This window comes from Rhodohalobacter sp. 614A, from assembly GCF_021462415.1.
Classification (GTDB): domain Bacteria; phylum Bacteroidota; class Rhodothermia; order Balneolales; family Balneolaceae; genus Rhodohalobacter.
The window spans coordinates 1,124,140-1,142,129 of record NZ_JAKEDS010000001.1 but is presented as its reverse complement, the minus strand read 5'-3'; the positions used below and the strand labels follow the sequence as shown (position 1 = coordinate 1,142,129).

At 44.3% G+C, this 17,990-nt stretch carries 12 protein-coding genes and 1 pseudogene; 2 read left to right on the top strand and 11 right to left on the bottom strand.

Translation table 11 applies throughout. The features are described 5' to 3' along the window. Nucleotides 1-8 precede the first annotated feature (8 nt). Together L0B18_RS04455 and L0B18_RS04450 are read right to left on the bottom strand one after the other, a co-directional pair. Entirely contained in the window at nt 9-1,160 is a 1,152-nt protein-coding gene (locus tag L0B18_RS04455; protein ID WP_234568250.1) for an FIST signal transduction protein, read from the bottom strand. Nucleotides 1,161-1,474: 314 nt separating this feature from the next. Further along, nucleotides 1,475-1,897: a hypothetical protein gene (locus L0B18_RS04450; protein WP_234568248.1), complete on the bottom strand. Its 423-nt coding sequence runs from the start codon at nt 1,895-1,897 to the stop codon at nt 1,475-1,477. Nucleotides 1,898-2,335: 438 nt separating this feature from the next. Here L0B18_RS04450 and L0B18_RS04445 point away from each other — a divergent pair, with 438 nt between their 5' ends. After that, nucleotides 2,336-2,896, top strand: coding sequence for a hypothetical protein (locus tag L0B18_RS04445; RefSeq protein WP_234568246.1), 561 nt, complete (start codon nt 2,336-2,338; stop codon nt 2,894-2,896). A 102-nt stretch (nt 2,897-2,998) separates the two neighbouring features. Here L0B18_RS04445 and L0B18_RS04440 read toward each other — a convergent pair. Then, nucleotides 2,999-3,484, bottom strand: a pseudogene (locus L0B18_RS04440) (dihydrodipicolinate synthase family protein); the annotation flags it as partial. 206 nt (nt 3,485-3,690) lie between these two features. On the opposite strand from L0B18_RS04440, the gene L0B18_RS04435 reads away from it, so the two are divergent. Then, nucleotides 3,691-4,584 (top strand): AraC family transcriptional regulator, encoded by an 894-nt coding sequence (locus L0B18_RS04435; protein ID WP_234568243.1) that lies wholly within the window; start codon nt 3,691-3,693, stop codon nt 4,582-4,584. A 216-nt stretch (nt 4,585-4,800) separates the two neighbouring features. On the opposite strand, the gene L0B18_RS04430 is transcribed toward L0B18_RS04435, so the two are convergent. The 8 genes from L0B18_RS04430 to L0B18_RS04395 all read right to left on the bottom strand — a co-directional run bounded on the left by L0B18_RS04430 (nt 4,801) and on the right by L0B18_RS04395 (nt 17,879). Continuing rightward, the gene (locus tag L0B18_RS04430; RefSeq protein ID WP_234568241.1) at nt 4,801-5,652 is read right to left on the bottom strand and encodes a proline dehydrogenase family protein; all 852 of its coding nucleotides are present in this window, start codon (nt 5,650-5,652) and stop codon (nt 4,801-4,803) included. Nucleotides 5,653-5,763: 111 nt separating this feature from the next. Beyond that, nucleotides 5,764-7,281, bottom strand: a complete 1,518-nt coding sequence (locus L0B18_RS04425; protein ID WP_234568239.1) for a S10 family peptidase — start codon at nt 7,279-7,281, stop codon at nt 5,764-5,766. Between the two features lie 69 nt (nt 7,282-7,350). Further along, nucleotides 7,351-10,263, bottom strand: coding sequence for a tetratricopeptide repeat protein (locus tag L0B18_RS04420; protein ID WP_234568237.1), 2,913 nt, complete (start codon nt 10,261-10,263; stop codon nt 7,351-7,353). Nucleotides 10,264-10,335: 72 nt separating this feature from the next. Then, complete coding sequence (locus L0B18_RS04415; protein WP_234568235.1) at nt 10,336-11,937, bottom strand: amidohydrolase family protein; 1,602 nt, start codon at nt 11,935-11,937, stop codon at nt 10,336-10,338. Between the two features lie 75 nt (nt 11,938-12,012). Next, nucleotides 12,013-13,635, bottom strand: a complete 1,623-nt coding sequence (locus L0B18_RS04410) for an amidohydrolase family protein (protein ID WP_234568233.1) — start codon at nt 13,633-13,635, stop codon at nt 12,013-12,015. A gap of 63 nt (nt 13,636-13,698) precedes the next feature. Further along, the gene (locus L0B18_RS04405) at nt 13,699-14,346 is read right to left on the bottom strand and encodes a hypothetical protein (RefSeq protein WP_234568231.1); all 648 of its coding nucleotides are present in this window, start codon (nt 14,344-14,346) and stop codon (nt 13,699-13,701) included. A gap of 66 nt (nt 14,347-14,412) precedes the next feature. Then, nucleotides 14,413-16,275, bottom strand: a complete 1,863-nt coding sequence (locus L0B18_RS04400; protein WP_234568228.1) for a DUF885 family protein — start codon at nt 16,273-16,275, stop codon at nt 14,413-14,415. 71 nt (nt 16,276-16,346) lie between these two features. After that, nucleotides 16,347-17,879 carry an amidohydrolase family protein gene (locus L0B18_RS04395; protein ID WP_234568226.1) on the bottom strand — a complete coding sequence of 511 codons (1,533 nt, stop codon included), beginning with the start codon at nt 17,877-17,879 and terminating at the stop codon, nt 16,347-16,349. Nucleotides 17,880-17,990 lie beyond the last annotated feature (111 nt).

Below are 17,990 nucleotides of genomic sequence, written 5' to 3'. Positions count from 1 at the left end.
TGGCTTTGTCAACTTTCAAAATAAGTTGTCAATGTCATTGTTTGATTATGCAAATCACATTTCGTGTTACGTTGACTGGGCGCCAATTCTCCGTACGAGTAGAATCCACCGTAGCATACATTCTTCCCAAAAACTTCCTCTACAGCTTCCACTTCTTCTTCAATCCGCTGATCTAAAACCAGTTTCCGCCCAACGCAGCTTATCAACAGTACCAGTTGCGGTTTTAGATGATCATTTTCTTTATCCAGGCTATTTGAAGCTGCAATTGAAGCGCCATCAATAAGCCGGTCGAAGTTGGATTTCATAAACCGAACCGTGGAACCCTGAGGGATGTCTCCAGCAAAAATCATGGACTTATCATCCTCGTTAATAGAAAGAATGGTTCGTACCAATGGTTCACGTTCCGGGGTTGTCTGCATACTTAGCGGAAAGAGTAACGCAGATCCCGGAAGCTCATTCGCTTTGGGCCCCAGGTATTTTTTATAGAGATCAAGTGCACTTTTACCATCCAATTCATACAAAATATTACCATTTGATTTGGTAACGGTTCGGTGTGGTCCAAATTCATCCCAACCTCCCATGGTTCCATATTTTACGTTCAAATGATCTCCATAGAAACCGATACCAACTACATTTCCGGTTCCTATCTCTTTGTTTAATCCTACAATGGTCTCTGAAAAATTAGCCGCATCCCCGGCCATTCCTCCCGTAATGATGACGGATTCCGGAGTAGCTTCGCTAATGCCATTTGTCAGTTCTGTACCATTCACCAATTGTCCGTCGGAAATAAGGAGGATATGCTTTAAACCCGACACGCCCAGGGCCTCCGGAATTTTAGAACCTAATTCAAAACTTGACTCAAAATCACCGATATTGAGTATTGTAGTCTTTAGGCTCGTCTTCTCAAATTGAATGGCTGTGCACGCAATGGTATCATCATCTACATGAACTCCGGCAATTTCACCTGCGGTACTGCAAAAAACAACTTCTGCATTTGGATATCTTTCTTGTATCGAATCCGTCAGCTCTGTATCTGACAATAATTTTTTTGCCGAAAAAGCCAATACAAGGTTTGCTTTGCCAGGTGAAAAATCTGTGGTTTTATATGTTGTATTCCACCCTTTCTCCTCAGAAAACACAACCTGAGTTAAATTCATCATGTAAGCCAACCGTTATTTAAAGCCCGTATTTCACAAATGTTACTAAAATAAAAGTTACGGATAAACCAAATAGATTTCTTCTCATCTTGACGGAGCTATTTAGAATCGATCCATCATAACTTTTAAAATGTATTTTTAACCGGTAAAAAAGAATTTTGGAGGAGAGGTCTTGCCTGATGATTAAAACTAACACAAGTCTTCAAGCAAGAAATAATAAAAGAGTAGCCTTGTATAAACTGTTCAAAAAAATTTTAACCATAAAAAAAGGGCCGCCAATAATGGCCGCCCTTTTTTAGTTTCTGCGAAATTACTTCTTAAGAATTCGCATCAATATCTATTTCCAGGTTTTCAAGGTCCTGTTGCCATTGTGCGAATTGGTCAGAAATGTCATCATATACCTCTTGGGTATTTGATTTAACATTTTCCCAACCATCTTCGGTAGCATTTTCTACTTCTGTAATGGCTTCTTCAACTTCATTTTGTTGATCCTGAAGTTCGTTATAGGCCTCTTGTACACCTTCATCAAGATCTTCGCCGGCATCTTCAATCCGGGTTCCCAGTTCATCCAGATCTTCATTTATGTTTTGCTCGAGATCTTCAAGATCTGCCAGCAATTCCTCTCGTTCTTGTTCAAAATTATTGTCGGCTTCCATTTCGCCTGAGTCTCCACACTGTACAAAAAAGGCTGTACTCATCATAAAAAGAAGCGCAACTATTATTCTCACTGATTTTTTCATCTTGAATCTTCTGTTTTTGTTAGGGTTCATTGTTCGTTTTAAACACGGCCTAAATGAATATCGGTCCATTAATCGCAGTGATGGAAGGTCCTTAATTTCTGCGCACCACATTAAATTTGTTCTCCACTGCCAATTTGAACCGACAAACAATCTGGCTTCGTGTTGATATATTGTAACTCATTAAGTCTATCAATAAGATTTCTAATGAGTTACAGATAGTTAGATAGCTTTGAATAGGAATTGTTCCATAACATCGTTTTTTTGCGGGGGGCTTCTCAATGTATAAAAATCAACATACCGGCCTGTTTTAATCGAAATTGAAACAAACTAAAATAATACCGGAACTCAGTAGTTTATTATTATGGCTTTATGATGGAGCCGGTTTCATCAAATACATTCACTTTTGAAAAAATTAATCGAACTGGAATTTCCTCAAAAATGAGATCCTGGCTTATACTTTTTTTGAGGCAGATTTATTTCACACTTACGAAGTCCGGAATTTGCCCGGCATTTCCAAGAACGTTTACCGGAGTTATTCTGATTACACTGAGTTTTGCATCTGTGGCTTTGGCACAAAGTGAAGACAGTACCAAAACCCCAAGAGAGTTCCCGGAAGAGCAAAGTGCAGAACAACCGCAGAATCCCAACGCAGCTCCCTACCAAATGGATATCCTGCAATCTGACATGAATCGCTATCAATTGAATGATTATGGCAGCACCCACCGGTTTTACAGACAGCTTAACTACCGCACCCCCGAAGATTTCTTGATGAGCGAAGAAGAAGGTTATAATCGATATGGAGCCGAGTGGGAACGAAAGATAAATGAAGATTTGATGGCCATTCTAAGAGCTACATTCAAAGAAGACAGCGAGATCATGAGGATTTGGAAGAGCATTGCTCCGTTTCTGTCATTTGGTATTTGGGAGCCGTATGAGGTTCCGATCACACGTGTTGAATACGACAATAAAATTCCTGTAAATGGCAATCCTGACGATTAAAATCAAACTCACATAAAACGATTTGGGTTAATCATCGGGTGATTCAACAGCGCCTCCGCCCATTGCCGGATTGTTTGGCAAGAAGAAATATATTTTTGCTTATTAAAAAGTTGTTGCCGACAAATCAGGCCGGCTGGCCAAAGCCGTATCGATAATATTCTGAACGGATTCTCTTTCTTCTCCCGCCAACGGTAATCGCGGTGGGCGAACGTATTCTGTCCCCAAACCCGTTGCCACTTCTGCCAGTTTTATATTCTGAACAAGTTTGGAATTGATATCGAGTTCAAGCAATGGCAAAAACCATCTGAAAAGCTCTCGTGCTTGCTTGATTTTACCTTCTTGTATCAATTGATACACAGCAACGGTTTCGTGCGGAAAAGCGGCTACCAAGCCGGCAACCCATCCATGAGCCCCCATAATCATCGCTTCCATTGCCAATGTATCCACGCCACAGAGAATTTTAATCTCATCACCAAACCGGTTGATCATCCTTGTTACATTCGTAAGATCGCGCGTAGATTCTTTTATGGCCTGGATATTATCGAGCTTTAAAAGTTGCTCAAGCATGGATTGCTGGGTAAACACCTTTCCAATGAAGCTTTATAATTATTTTTTTAGGTTACTTGTGTTATTTGCCTAAAATAACGAGAAAGAATAAAGCCAATACCTATATAATATTTTCTAAAATTATGAAAATATTATCAGATTGATCTCTACAGCTTGTATAAGCCAAATAATTATATAAAATTGGCCTCCGTGATTAATTAAGTACTGTTAATTAAGAATATAGTACTATGTATGAAGCACAATCGATTCATTTTCGCATACCAAAAATTGATAAAGAAGGGTTTGTCCTGGAATATGATGATTTAGATCATTTCTACGACCAACTTCACCATCACCCGGAATTGCAACTCACATATATCATTGAAGGATCGGGTGATCTTTTTGTGGGCGATTCTATTACGCCTTTTGCCCGTGGCGACCTTTTTTTGATCGGCCCGAACCAAAGCCACCTTTTTAAGAGTGATCCGAAATATTTTCAAAGTAATTCGGGCCTCAGTTCCCGCTCGATAAATGTCTTTTTCCATATTAACTCGCTGGGAGATGGATTTTTCAACATCTCTGAAACTCTTACAATCCGAAATCTTATCCGCCATGCAAACCGAAGTATTAAATTTTATCCTGACCTTGCATATACCTTGGGTGATGAAATAAAAAAGCTCCTTAACATCTCCGGATTTGACCGATTCCTTAAAATTCTGTCGATATTAAATCATTTAGCCAGATCGCAAAATTATGAATACCTGACAACGGTTACTACTTCAACTCCTCCCAAAGATGAAGAAAGTGAGCGTATTAACAGTGTGATTAATTACATCCTCACCAATTACAAAGAAGATATCCCTTTAAAGAAAATTGCCCATGTAGCGAACTACAGTAAAGCGGCTTTTTGCAGATTTTTTAAAAAACGCACCCGAAAAACATTCTCGGAATTTTTAAATGAGGTACGAATTTCCCAGGCTTGCAAACTTCTTAGAAACAGCGATTTAAGTATTTCTCAAATATGCTTTGAAAGCGGATTTAACAACGTTTCCAATTTCAATCGGCAGTTTAAAAGACTGACCGGGACAACTCCAAAATCTTACACAAAGAAGTGTGATCAATTAGCAAGTGTTCTCAGTTGAGTTCTAAAATCAGGGTACACCTCTTCTCTTTTTAATCCCGCAATTACGGGCAAAGAACGCCACCAACATTAAGATATAAAAAGCTAAAACCCGTCAGTTTGAGTGCAGTTTCATCTTTTTGAAACGGGGTCGAAAACACTTTATAAAAAATCACCTCTGAAATTTCCTCGTTGAAATCCCTCCGGAGCGTTAAGCGATCAATCTATTATCACCCTATCACTGCTTAAAAAGAGTACTCAGCACAAACCAGATATTCTCTTTTCGTTCTGCAAGGCGGCGCCTGAAATAGGGAAACCACATGGTTCCATAGGGTACGTAAATCCGGGCATTGTACCCTTCATTTACCAAATCGATTATGGTCTGCTCCCGAAGTCCGTAGAGCATTTGAAATTCAAAGCCACACTTGTCGATATTTTCCTTTTTTGCATACTGTTTTACCCACTGAATCAACTCATCATCGTGAGTGGCGATACGCGGATAGTACGTCTTCTTCAATAAGACTTTTACATATGATTTGTAAGCATCGCGAATGGCATTCATATTTTGGAGCGCAATGTCTTCTGGCTCGTTATATGCCCCTTTGCAAATTCTGATGTCTCCTCCTAAATCGGCCAGTTCCTCGATATCATTTCTTGATCGGTGCAGATATGCCTGAATTACAATTCCAACGTGATTGCCAAATTGTCTTTGAGCTTCCTTAAACAGGTTGATTGTTGTCTGCGTATGTTTTGAACCTTCCATATCAATCCTTACAAACTGGCCCAGATCTTTTGCCACTTCAAGAAGAGAGAACAAATTTTCTTTGCAATGATATTTATCGATACTGAGGCCCAGCATCGTAGCTTTAACGGAAATGGTAGCGTTCAATCCCGCTTCCTGAATTTGCTTCAGCAGATGGATATATTCTGTAACCGTTTCGTCAGCAGTTTGTTGATCCGTAACATCTTCTCCCAATAAATCGAGAGTTACAGCAATGTTTTTATTATTTATCTCTTGTACAGAAGGCAGTGCTTGGCCTAACGTTTCACCTGCTACAAAACGTTTTGCAAAAAGAAAGGGGAGTTTCATTACCTGTTTTTAGAGTTTAAAAAAGGGTGCCCTGAAATAGTTTGAGGAATCTTAAGATGTTAGCCGTCTGTAAAAAGGCACCCTCTTTATAAATGTAGATTTTCTGTTTGATTAGTACTGCGCCGGAGCTCCTTCTTCGGGAAGTGAATCCATGATAAACTCCCGGATATGCTCATTGGAGCTTTCCAGGTCTTCCGTTCTCAGGTACATCATATGTCCGCTACGATAGCCTTCAAACCGAAAGCGGTCTTTCATTTTTCCACTAGGATCCAGATTCCACATTACATACTTGGCGGAGAAATAATCCGTCGCTCCGTCATAATAACCGGACTGAACCATCACTTTAAGATTGGGATTTTCTGCCATGGCCTGCCGCAGCATTTCTCCGGTTTCATTTCCATCTCGGTTCCACGGACGAACCGGGCCCGATACGTAATATTGCAGATCGGTTTCAAAGCCGAGAACATCCCTCAAATAGTGGTTGATTGCAGGCGTAAAGGAATGCTTCCACGAAGAATATTCCGCCGGATAGTCGTATCGATCCCCACCGGCTGCTTTATCAATTCCTTTATATCTCGAATCGAGACGGCCAATGGTAAAACCCTCATCACGCAGTAACTCTTTCCAGAAAGCCGATTCCGGTACAACGTTGTTGTAATTGCTTACAAACTCTTCGGACAAACCCGCATATTGAGCTACTTTTCCGGTGATCTCTTGCTTTTTAGCATCATCGATAAATCCTCCACGCGATACGGCCGGCAAGTATTCATCAATCGTAAAATCTTCTACTTCCGGCAGCAGATCCGTCAGATCCCTGCTCTGTAATTCAGAGGGCAGTTGATTGTGATACCAGGCCGCGGCCGTATAATATGGTAATTTAAGAACTGACGACCGGGGTGCCGGACCGGCCGGTTCGAGACCCAATCCCGTGGGGGAAACTAAAATCACACCATTTAAAAACATCCAGTGCCGGCTTTGAAGCATACCTGAAAGACCGGAAACACGAGGCGTTCCATAACTTTCACCAATCAAATATTTTGGTGATTCCCATCGTCCGCGACGCGAAATAAAATTATCGATCCAATCTGCCAAGTACGTCAGATCTTCATTCACCCCAAAAAATTGTTCGCCTTCTCCATCATTCAGAATCCTGGAAAAACCGGTATTTACTGGATTCACATATACGATATCGGCCACATCTAAAATTGAATGCGGATTGTCTTCAATTCCATATGGCTGAACGGGATATCCTTCGTCACTGATTTTCAGGCGTTTCGGGCTGGTGTATCCCAGGTGCATCCAGAGCGATCCGGCTCCCGGCCCGCCATTGAACGAGATAAAAATCGGGCGATTGGCTTTATCGTCCACATCCGTTCGTTCGTAATAAGTAAAATAAAGCGCCGCATCGGGTTCACCGTCTTCACCGTACACCGGCTGGGTTCCGGTCATGACTTGATAAGGAATATTTTCGCCCTTGATGGTCACTTCATCTGTGGAAACCAAAACGGTATCCGCAGGCAATTCCCGGTTTAATTCCTGTGCCTGAATGAGCAACGGATTGCTCAGGTACAACCCACAAAAAAGTATAAATAGTAAACGTATATAGTTGGTTTTATTTACAGAATCCATGATAGATGCCGATTTGAATGATGATTGTTGTTTTTAAATTTGATGATTTGGTTTGATGGAAGCTCCGGTTCAAAGATTAATTCCCAGTTGTTCTGCTTCCTCTGAAAGTTCTTCTGCGGCCGACTCATTATCCTGAATTTCATAAAGCTCTGTCAATTCCTGGCGAGCGTTCAAGTGATAGGGATTTTCTGATAATGCTGACTGATAGTGTTCGATGGCACTTTCGTTTTCGCCCGATGAGATTGCCAGCTTCCCTTCGATGTATTGCCTGTTGGCCTTTTCAATCGGTGTGACCGGTTCGTCCATTGCTTCGATGACCGATGAAGCCTCCTCTGTTTCACCTGATTCGATATATAATTCCGCCAATAGCACCTGATCTTCGCTGCTGAGCTCATCTTTGTCCAGGTCACTCAACATGGAAAGAGCTTCTTCTGGGCTATTATCAAATATTAATCGGGCGATGCGAAGTGTATAATCTGCTCGTTCATTATTGGCGGATTCCAAAATTCGCTGTCCTTCTTCAAGAACCCGAAGTGCTTCTTCATAGTCGCCAGCATTGTAAAGAACATCCGCATACATTCGCCGGTATTCAAAATTCTGGGGATTTTGGCCAACCAGTTCCTGAAATGGTTCTATGACTTCTTCAGAGAAACCCAACTTGCTTTGAAGAAAATCTGCATATGCTTCGGCTTCCTCTTTGCGATCCCGCAGATACGTCGAAACCGTTGGCCCGTTTTCTGCATATCCGTTCGCCACGTCCATTGCTTCTTTGACATGCCCGTACTCCTCCAGCCGACTTCTGAATAACCGATTCACACTCGCGCGTTCTGCTAAATCCGTTTCCAGCGAATCCACTTTTTCGAATAGCGCTTGCTGTGATTCAATACTTTCCTGAAAGGTTATTTTTCCCTGCAATGCCTCCTGGTGCATCAGGTTAGCTTCCGTCACGTAAATCGGCGCATAATTTTCATCAACCTCTTTGGCCTGGGTGATTTTGTCGGCTGCTGCTTCAAAATCGCCTTGCTCTGCGTGTAACTCAGCGTATTCTAACAGCGCCGGAAGATAATCGGAACTATAAGACAGCGCCGTTTCCAAATACTCCGCCGCCTGTTCAATGTCAGGACCGCCTCCCCAACCCGAACGTCCCGCAAGTGATACATATGTTTGCGCCCAGTTATCATCAAAAAGCTCGGTTTCGCCATCCAAATAGGCTTGTTGTTTTTGGAGAAGAGAATCCAGAAATGCATACAAATCAGGATCTTTTTCCTGAATGTATTCTTTTGTATTCATCGATTTATGATTCAGCGGATGCACTTTCGACTCAGACAAAAACCCGGCATATCCCTGCGCAAAATATTCACTTTCATTATTGCTGGCGTAATAATCCAATGTGTAATCTCCCTCTTTGGCCGCAAAATAAAGCTCCCGAATTCGACGGCTTTCTTTATCCGTCAGGATTCGCCCGTGATAGAGATGGGCATACTCATGAGCCAGCACATTTCGCTCCAGGTGCGCGCCCCGTTCGAGATATTCAATTCCGGTTGCGCCACTTCCCACGCCGCGAATGTCCATCCACTGGCGATTATCAAACGTGGTACCGAATCGAAAATAACTCTGCTCCATCGCCTCGGCCAAATCCTTATGTAGGGGTGGAATTGCAAAATCGGAATCAAACATTTGGATCATTGGCAGGTAGGCTTTGCTGGGACCAATCTGCTGGGCGATCATTTTCTTCACGCGATCTCCCGGATAGTAATTCGCATCCTCAAACACATCGTAAAAAACCGACCCTTCTTCGGGAATTTCGGTCTGATCAATCACTTCTTCGAGCTGTGGATAGGCATTCAGGTAGGTAAACTGACGCTGTTTGATGACAGCCGCCAACCCATTATGAGCCGGGCCATAGTTCTGCTTGCGTTCCAAAATCGATTCAAATGCAGCCTGCGCGGAATCAATCCTGGCAATATGATCCATATTGTAATGCATGTAAAATGCCGATCCGCGAAACATTTCGGGCAATACAGACTCGGGATATTCCGACTCAATTTCGTAAGACATTGCAATCGCTTCATCTACTCTTCCTTCCGGGATTAAGGCATCCGCTTCCGCCAGCCGGGCACGTACGAGGCTGTCGCTCGGTTCCGCATAATCGGCATAGGTTAAATTGGTGTGGCCATTTCCGAAGTGCCAATGCGTGAGATAGTGCAACGGATTCACCTCCATCGCCAGGTTCCACTGATTAGCCATATCGTCAAGCTGAGTGGCATCCACACGGCGCCAGATAGCATAACCATAACTAAAACGGGCATCCGCGTTAAATGGATCAAGTTCAATTGCACGGGTGAGAGCTTCTTCAGCTTCGGCGGGATTTTGATCCCAAAACTGGGTTTCCGCTTCCAAAAGATAACTGTCGGCAAAATCCGGGTACCAAGATTGTACATCCTCCGCCCATTCTAACGCCGATTCATAATCCCGACTCAAAAGAGCTACCTGGCCCATAATCACACCGGCATCTTTATTTTCCGGCTCGGCTTCTAAAATTTCCTGAGCGGTTAGCGCTGCTTCAGACAGATTCCAGGCTTGTACGTCCAGCTTTGCTTTTAGAACGTTTGCGCCGATGTGTGATGGATTCTCCTGCAGCACATTCTGAACTACTTCTTCTGCCTGTTGATATTGATGCTTTTTCATCAGAAGACGAGCCTCCGCCAAACTCAGATCTATACCTGATCCGGAGCTTTGTTTTAAAAACTGATCGGCCTCTATCCAGCTCCCAAGATCAATTAATTTATTTACGTTTTCGGCCGTTACCTCCTGTTCCAAAGCAGTGATAGCTTCCGAGCGCTGTTGCTCAAGAAGCGTCAAAGCCTCATTGGTATCATCTACATAGATTTCTGTTTCTGATTGAGAGCAAGCTGTTATGGTAGAAATGAGAATAAAAATCAGGAATAGTTGCCTAAATCGACCAAAAATAAGTTTAACCACTTTAAATACCTTCTGTCTGTTGAAAATTGATATATGATTATAAATTATAACAGAAAATAATGAGTTTGCTGTTTATTCGCCTTCAATCAAAAATGGAGAGTTCTGAATATTGGATTCATCAATCCCTTCTTTGGATTCTTTCACCATCCGTTCTACCTCTTCCATCAACCGTTCATTATTGATAACAACACCATCCTTGATGGTATGTTCAATGCCATTCGTCCGCATCATTTCACCATTCTCATCAAGAGTAACCGCCCCGAATGAATACATGAAACGCAAATTGTAAAGCGGGCTGCCATCCACAATCATTAAATCCGCTTTATAACCCGGGCGAACCAGGCCAAGTTTTTCCTGCCGCAATGTTATTGCGCTGTTGTACGTAGCTGCTTTCAGTACTTCGAGGGTATGTAAACCGGTTTCGCGAAGCAGTTGTAACTCCCGAATATTGGAGAAACCGGGCGTAGCCCAAATGTAGTTATCATCTGTGCCGTAGGAAACGTGTCCGCCGCGTTTATTGAATTCATAAATCAGATCTCCCCATAAATCAAAAGCGTAACTCCAGTAGAATTCATCATCGGAAGTCCAGTCATAGTGATAAGAACCATGAAAAGCTGGATTCGGCAGATTCCAGTTGATGAGTGCCTGATGCGTATATTTTTCATGCCAGGGAAGGCTGGTTGCCCGAAGAATATCGCGATTGGCTTCGTAAACGACCCGCGTGGGAAGCATGTGAACTCCATATGCAACAAGAGAGTCTGCAACTTCGCCCAATAAACGTTCTTTGTTTGCCTCGGTCCAGACTTTTCCTGCATGACGAAAACGGGCATTTTCATCATTGTAATTGTAATCCCGCGGATAGTCCTGTACCTGGCGGTCGAGCGAAGATTCGGCATAAGCATAGTGATGCTCAATCATTGTCACCCCAAGCCGTGCGGCATCCACAGCTTGTGTAACAGAGGTTGTATTTGGGGGAATATGATAGGTTGTGATTCCGCCGGCTTCGGTTACCGCTTCGCAAACGGCACCCAGTAATTCCTGATTCCACCCCAAACTTCCGACGCTTACGACATGTGCTCCCCGGCTCATCATCTCTTCGGCTATTTCCGGAGCATTTTCCGGATTCTCCAAAAATTCTCTGTCGAAATCCGTATTACTTCCCCAGCCCCAGATTGGAAACATTCGGGGAGCCAGAATCTCATTATTCGCACTTCGTTCTGCTTCGTCCATTGCGGTATCGAGTCCGCGATCGGGCGCCGGCACAAGCGTAGTCACGCCGTGGGCCAGTTTTGTGTAATAAACATATTCGATTGGCATGGGTTCCTGTCTCAAATGCATGTGCAAATCGATCATTCCCGGCATGATATATTTGCCGGTAGCATCGATGGTCCGGTCGCCGGTTGGCCGATCTGTATCACCCCGACGCTCAGCGGTAACCGGATCGAACGGAACCATATCCGTAATCATATTTCCTTCGATGATAATATCGTAGGGACCCACAGGCGGCCCACCATGCCCTGGAATTACCATCGCATTTTGGATGACCAATTTGCCATATGGGCCTTCAGCAAGCTCACCAAATTGATTTTGAGCATAAAGTTCTGATGTGCTAATCATCAGAAACAACAAAAGAACAAGCAGATATTTACTTCTAAGTCTTGGAGAATGTGTCATTTTTCTGGTTGTATTAAGGAATAGGGAAAACACCTCCCCCGTATGGCGGATCGGGGAAGGTGTTTGAGGTCTTAGTTAGTACCACTCTTTTTCGCCGAGCTCACTTTCCTGCGCATCCACCATATCGCGCACGTCTTGCAGGAGTTGTTTGGCATCATATACAATACCATCTTTGATCGTATATTTTACACCGCCAACCCGTTCTACTTCATCCACGCCTTTCAGCCGTATTGCGCCGTTTCCGTAAAGCACTTTCAAATTCGCAATGGGATTCTCCTCCACAATCACTAAATCGGCGAGTTTGCCCGGACGAATAATTCCACGATCAATGTCTTCACCACTGGCTTTTACAAGTTCCTCTGCACCGGAAAGGGTTGCCGACCGAATCACTTCAAGCGGATGGAAACCGGCTTCCTGAAGGAGTTCCAACTCACGAATGTATCCGAATCCATACAACTGGTAAATAAATCCTGAATCTGATCCGGTTGTAACCCGCCCCCCGGCATCTTTATAGTCATCCAGAAATTGCATCCAAACGTTGTAGTAATTTTTCCATGCCACTTCATCTTCGGTCGTCCAGTAAAACCAATAGGAACCGTGAGCTCTTCGGCTGGGTTTGTAAAAATCCCACAGGGTTGGCAGGGTATATTCCCGATGCCAGTCTTTATTTCGGGCTCTCATTACATCACGGCTGGCTTCATAGATGGTCATGGTTGGATCCATCGTAAAATCGTATTCCAGGAATTCATCAATCAATGCATTCCATTCCTTTCCACCGGGCTCCACGATCATATCCCATTGGCGGGCTACCTGTCCGAATCGATCTTGCTCATTTTGATAATTATAATCGTATGGGCCGGGCTGTACATCTCTGTCATCATACATGGATTCAAACAAACCGTAAAAATGAGTTTGAGCTCCCAATCCCAAACGAGCGGCATCAAGCGTATTCATTCGTACCACACCGGATTGAGCAAGGTGAGCAGTACTTCCCATTCCCAGCGTTTTGCCTTCATCTAACAACGCTTCCATAATTTCCGGATCATAGGCTCCCACTTTTAATCCATCAACACCTTCTTCTTTTGCCCACCGAACCCATTCGCGAGCCTTTTCCGGAGTATCAATGGATCCTTCATCCCAACCGGAACCAGGGCGATGATAACTAACCATTCTCGGAGCTGTAATCTCATTATTAGCACTTCGCGCTTTTTCACTTAGCGACCAATCATGCCCTCCAAATGGAACTCCCCGTACCGTTGTTACACCGTGGCCCAACCATAGTTTGTAAACATATTCCGCTTCCGGCACCTTTGGTTTGCCACCTGTATGAACATGCATATCGATAAATCCGGGCATCACATACATCCCTTCAGCGTCAATCTCGTGAGTTGCACCATCAGGGCGTCTCTCTTCATCAATAGGCACACCGGGATAACCAACACTTCGAACCTCCACAATTTTATTTCCCTCGATGACAATATCTTTCGGCCCGGACATAGGAGCGCCGGTTCCATCAATGACATTTGCACCACGGATAATTAGCCTTTCATAAGGCCCGTCGCCTTCTGTTCTGTCGGGCGCAGGTTCAGAAGGTTGAGCGATGGCAGACAAAGTGAGTCCCACTGTTAATAGGAAAATCAGGCCTGTTCCCATCAATGATGGAACAAACTTTTGAAGCGTATGTTTGGAGAGTTTCATTTTGGTTTATTTGATTTTAGTTCTTCGGTTAGGCTGTAATTATTAAGATGTTTTGCAGATTTTTTAAGGTGCGATAGGCCCCGGACCTTCCCCCGTTCCCTGGCCATCGGTGCCACCAACCAGAATAATGACTGCTGCCGCAGTTGCCGCAACGATAAGCACACCAGGTAAATACCTTCTAAAAAACCCTTTCTTCTCAGGCGGGACAATGGTCTGGATTAACTGTGTATAAATCCTGGTTAGTTCCGTATCAAAATTCTCGTAAAAGCTCTGGATCCGTAAGTTGTAAAGTTGGCCATCCACAGAATCATACCGTATTACATCTCCGACCAGAGCTGTGTATTGCGGATCATTGCTTGGATTCTGCAATGACCCGGTAAAAATGTGATCTGCATCCAGCAACCGGGCAGCTTGCTGTAAATCCTCCGCCTGCGGATTTGTCTGTAAATTGGTTAAAAGTTGTTCATCAAGCCGTTCATGTATGGTCTCCATGGGGATTGTATAGAGCCTTGGTTCGGAGTCCAAAAGAAGAAAGAGATTCTGATCCATTTCATTTTGCTTATCCACAGTGATTTCTTCAAAGTGAAATCCTACAAAAGCCACCCGTACAGCATCCTGAATTGATGACCCGACATGCACCACTGGCAGCGAAATATGAGTCACAAACAGGCAAAAACTTAATGCATAAGAAACGACGGCTTTTAGGCTCATTCTATAGGTTTTGGGGTGATGGATGGAAATTTCATTCTTTTGATTTTTATGAAGCAATGGCTGAAATTAATCGGCCAGCGAATCTCCTTCCCACCGCCACTGGCTTTCATAATCCGCGTTCAGTTCATGTTTGGTTAAACGGGCGCGAACCATTTCAATCGGCATTCGTCCGCCCTGTAAAACAGCATCATGAAATTCCGTGAGCGTCATATCGCCACTATCCACAACTTCTTCCCGAAGTGCCCTGAATTGCATGCCGCCAATCATGTAAGCGATCTGATAGAGCGGCATTGCTCTTGCCGAACGACGCACTTCTGCCTCGGCATTAGCTCGCTCATGGCCCACTTCATCCACAAGAAAATCCACTGCCTCCTGGGCCGACCAGTTTCCAAGTTGAAAATTCAGCGAAAAGACAATTCTCGCGGCACGGTGTAATCTCCAGAAAAGCATTCCGATCTTGTCGGGATTATCGCGGGGGAAGCCGTCATCCCAAAGAATCAGTTCCCAGTAAAGTGCCCAACCTTCGCCCCAAAATGGCGTTCGATTCAAATCGCCGCGATGTACATTGAAACGATCTGACATGAATCCCTGCAAATGATGACCGGGAATAAGCTCGTGATGAACCGTCGCAAAATTGAATGGCGGTGTATTTCCCCGCATGCTCATTAATTTATTTTGATGGGTCATATCGTCAGTTGGATAGGATACGCGAGTGACTTCACCACCACTGAAAAATGGATTAATCAGCTGGCGTTCGGGGGTTTGCATATCCAATCTCCATACCTCTTCGGCCAATGGCGGAATGGTGATATTATCCATATTGTGGACATACTCTTCCGAGTAATCAGCAATATCAAAAATAGCCCATGGTTTTTCTCCCGGTGGCGGGGCCAGGCCTTTCACGTGTTCAAGAGCAGCTTTCCAGTCATCGCCAAAACCCATATCGTTGGAAACCTCTTCAAACCGGTCAACAATCCACTCAAATTCTCGCTCGCCGATAGCGATTAATTCTTCGGCTGTGTATGGAATCATGTGTAAAGCCAGATCGGCTTCCAGACCTTCCGCCATCACCGGATCACCGATGATTGGCCCCGGATCACCCGGAGTAATTCCTACTAAATTTTCGATGAGTGCATTTTCGTAGTCCTGCAGAGCAGTTTGTAAGCGTTCATAGGGAACGCGGTTCCAAAAATTGTACATGGGGTCGTAGCCCTCATAAAAATCATTCCAGTCAGATACTGTTTCGCGCAGGTGAGCCACATAATTAGCCGCGCGGCTGGCTATCGCCGGACTTACATCGGGATAGTCCGAGGCTTCACTATTCTTCAATTCGTAGGTTAGCTCCTCAAGCAAAATGGCCGCATCATCCATGGTTTGCGCTGACTCACGGGGTACAACTCGTTCACGATTGTAACGCGTTTCTTGGAGAAGCCTCAGATCTTCCGAAAAAGGAACCAAGTCGGAAATTTGGATCCACCGTTCTCCGTCGAGATTCAGCATTTCCAGATCATAGGTCACCCGATTTTTCAGGAGGATGTAATCGATTTGTCCTTCATGATTGAGTGCGTCAAAGTCCACTTCCTCAAGACTTTCCTGCCATCCCGTAAAAAAGTCGCGATACCGTTCCTGCCGGACTGGTGAATAGTAAACGGGATAACGTCTTCCGATTGCTGCACGATCTTCCAGGTAACGGACAACCGCCACCCGAAAATCACTTTCTTCCCTGGCAAAATTCACAAGTGTTGAAAGTTCAGGTGGATCTTGTGCCCACTCGGGATCCAGAACTACATCTGCATCCTGAGCCTGAATGGAAACAGGATTCATCATTAAAAGAACACATATCGCAAATGACAAAATGTAGACTTCTCGTATCTGATGAATATTTATTCGTTGAGATTGAGCGGGCGATTTGGTTTTTGATCGTTCCATATCCTTCGTTTTTATGTTGTGGCAGAATAAGTTTTGGCGCTTCATAAGCAGATCGTCGATTGGAGCTTTCTTTAGTATGAATCTTTTTCGCCTACAATTTCCTCTTGTTCATCAACAAGGTTTCGAACATCTTCCAGGAGCTGTTGGGCGTCGTATACAATTCCGTCTTTGATGGTGTATTTCACTCCCCCAACCCGTTCAGCTACGCCTGTTTCGTCATTATACCGAACATGTCCTGTACCGTAGAGTACTTTTAAGTTGGCGATAGGATTCTCATCAATAATGACAAGATCGGCCAGTTTGCCGGGCCTGATGATTCCAAACTCCACCGGCTCCTCCATCTGTTTGGAAAGCTCTTCTGCAGGATGTAGAGTGGATGACCGAATAACTTCCAGCGGATGAAAACCGGCTTCCTGAAAAAGCTCCATCTCTTCGATGGTTGAGAACCCATACAGATTGTAGATAAAACCGGCATCGGAGCTAACCGTTACGCGTCCTCCTGCATCCTTATAATCGTCGAGAAACTGCATCCAAACTTTATAGAATTTATCCCATTCCAGTTCATCTTCAACTGTCCAGTCCCAGTAATAAGATCCGTGATTGGTTCGGCTCGGCTTATAGAAATCCCACATTTGCGGCATCGTATATTCATCGTGCCAATCGGCATTTCGGGCTCTCATCACATCGCGGCTTGCAAGGTATGCTGTCATCGTTGGGTCCAGTGTAAAATCGAGTTCCAAAAATCGATCAATCAATGCCTTCCACTCTTCTCCGCCTGGTTCATAAATTTTATCCCATTGGCGGGCTACCTGGCCAAACCGGTGCGTTTCATTTCTGTAGTTATGATCAAACGGGTAGGGTTGTACATCATGATCATCGTAAAGTACTTCAAAAAGGCCGTAATAATGTGTGATGGCATCCAGACCGACTTCGGCCGCCTGAATTGCATCCATCCGAACGACTCCCATTTGATCGAGGTGAGCCACTGTTCCAAGATTTAATTGATGGGCTTCATCAATCAACGCCTCCATTATTTCGGGATCTTCCGCACCGAGTTTTAATCCATGAATTCCCTGATCAGCCGCCCATTGAACCCATTCCCTGGCATCTTCGGGCGTGTGAACGGGTCGATCCCAACCGGAACCCGGCCGTTGATAGTTGAACATTCGGGGTGCTGTAATCTCGTTGTTATTGGCCCTTTCGGTTTCACTCAACGACCATTCAAAATCATCAAAAGGAACTCCGCGAACCGTTGTAATTCCATGGCCCATCCACAATTTATACGTGTACTCTGCATTCGGTACTTTGGGTTTTCCGCCGGAGTGAACATGTATATCCACAAACCCGGGCATTACATACATTCCCGAAGCATCAATTTCTTTGGTTGCACCGTCGGGCCTGCGTTCTTCGTCAATCGGCACACCGGGATAGCCAACTCCCCGTACCTGTGTGATGCGATTTCCCTCAATCACGATATCAATAGGCCCTGCCGCCGGAGCTCCTGTTCCGTCTATTACGTTTGCTCCGCGGATAATCAACCGTTCGTAGGGACCATCTCCGCGAACTCTGTCCGGAGCGGGATCAGATGGTTGCGCTATGCTCAAACTAATCGTGACTGAAAGAACTCCGAGTAAGCTTGTCAGCTTTCTGATTACTGCTGTAAAACTATAACCTTTAAATTTTCTTAAATACATTGTTTTGTTGACTGCTCTTGT

Bases quoted from the DNA above. Each gene is read 5' to 3' on its own strand.
- L0B18_RS04435 (WP_234568243.1), top strand. From the start codon at position 3,691: ATGTATGAAGCACAATCGATTCATTTTCGCATACCAAAAATTGATAAA.
- L0B18_RS04405 (WP_234568231.1), bottom strand. From the start codon at position 14,346: ATGAGCCTAAAAGCCGTCGTTTCTTATGCATTAAGTTTTTGCCTGTTT.
- L0B18_RS04445 (WP_234568246.1), top strand. From the start codon at position 2,336: ATGAGATCCTGGCTTATACTTTTTTTGAGGCAGATTTATTTCACACTT.
- L0B18_RS04430 (WP_234568241.1), bottom strand. From the start codon at position 5,652: ATGAAACTCCCCTTTCTTTTTGCAAAACGTTTTGTAGCAGGTGAAACG.
- L0B18_RS04425 (WP_234568239.1), bottom strand. From the start codon at position 7,281: ATGGATTCTGTAAATAAAACCAACTATATACGTTTACTATTTATACTT.
- L0B18_RS04415 (WP_234568235.1), bottom strand. From the start codon at position 11,937: ATGACACATTCTCCAAGACTTAGAAGTAAATATCTGCTTGTTCTTTTG.
- L0B18_RS04410 (WP_234568233.1), bottom strand. From the start codon at position 13,635: ATGAAACTCTCCAAACATACGCTTCAAAAGTTTGTTCCATCATTGATG.
- L0B18_RS04450 (WP_234568248.1), bottom strand. From the start codon at position 1,897: ATGAAAAAATCAGTGAGAATAATAGTTGCGCTTCTTTTTATGATGAGT.
- L0B18_RS04400 (WP_234568228.1), bottom strand. From the start codon at position 16,275: ATGGAACGATCAAAAACCAAATCGCCCGCTCAATCTCAACGAATAAAT.
- L0B18_RS04455 (WP_234568250.1), bottom strand. From the start codon at position 1,160: ATGATGAATTTAACTCAGGTTGTGTTTTCTGAGGAGAAAGGGTGGAAT.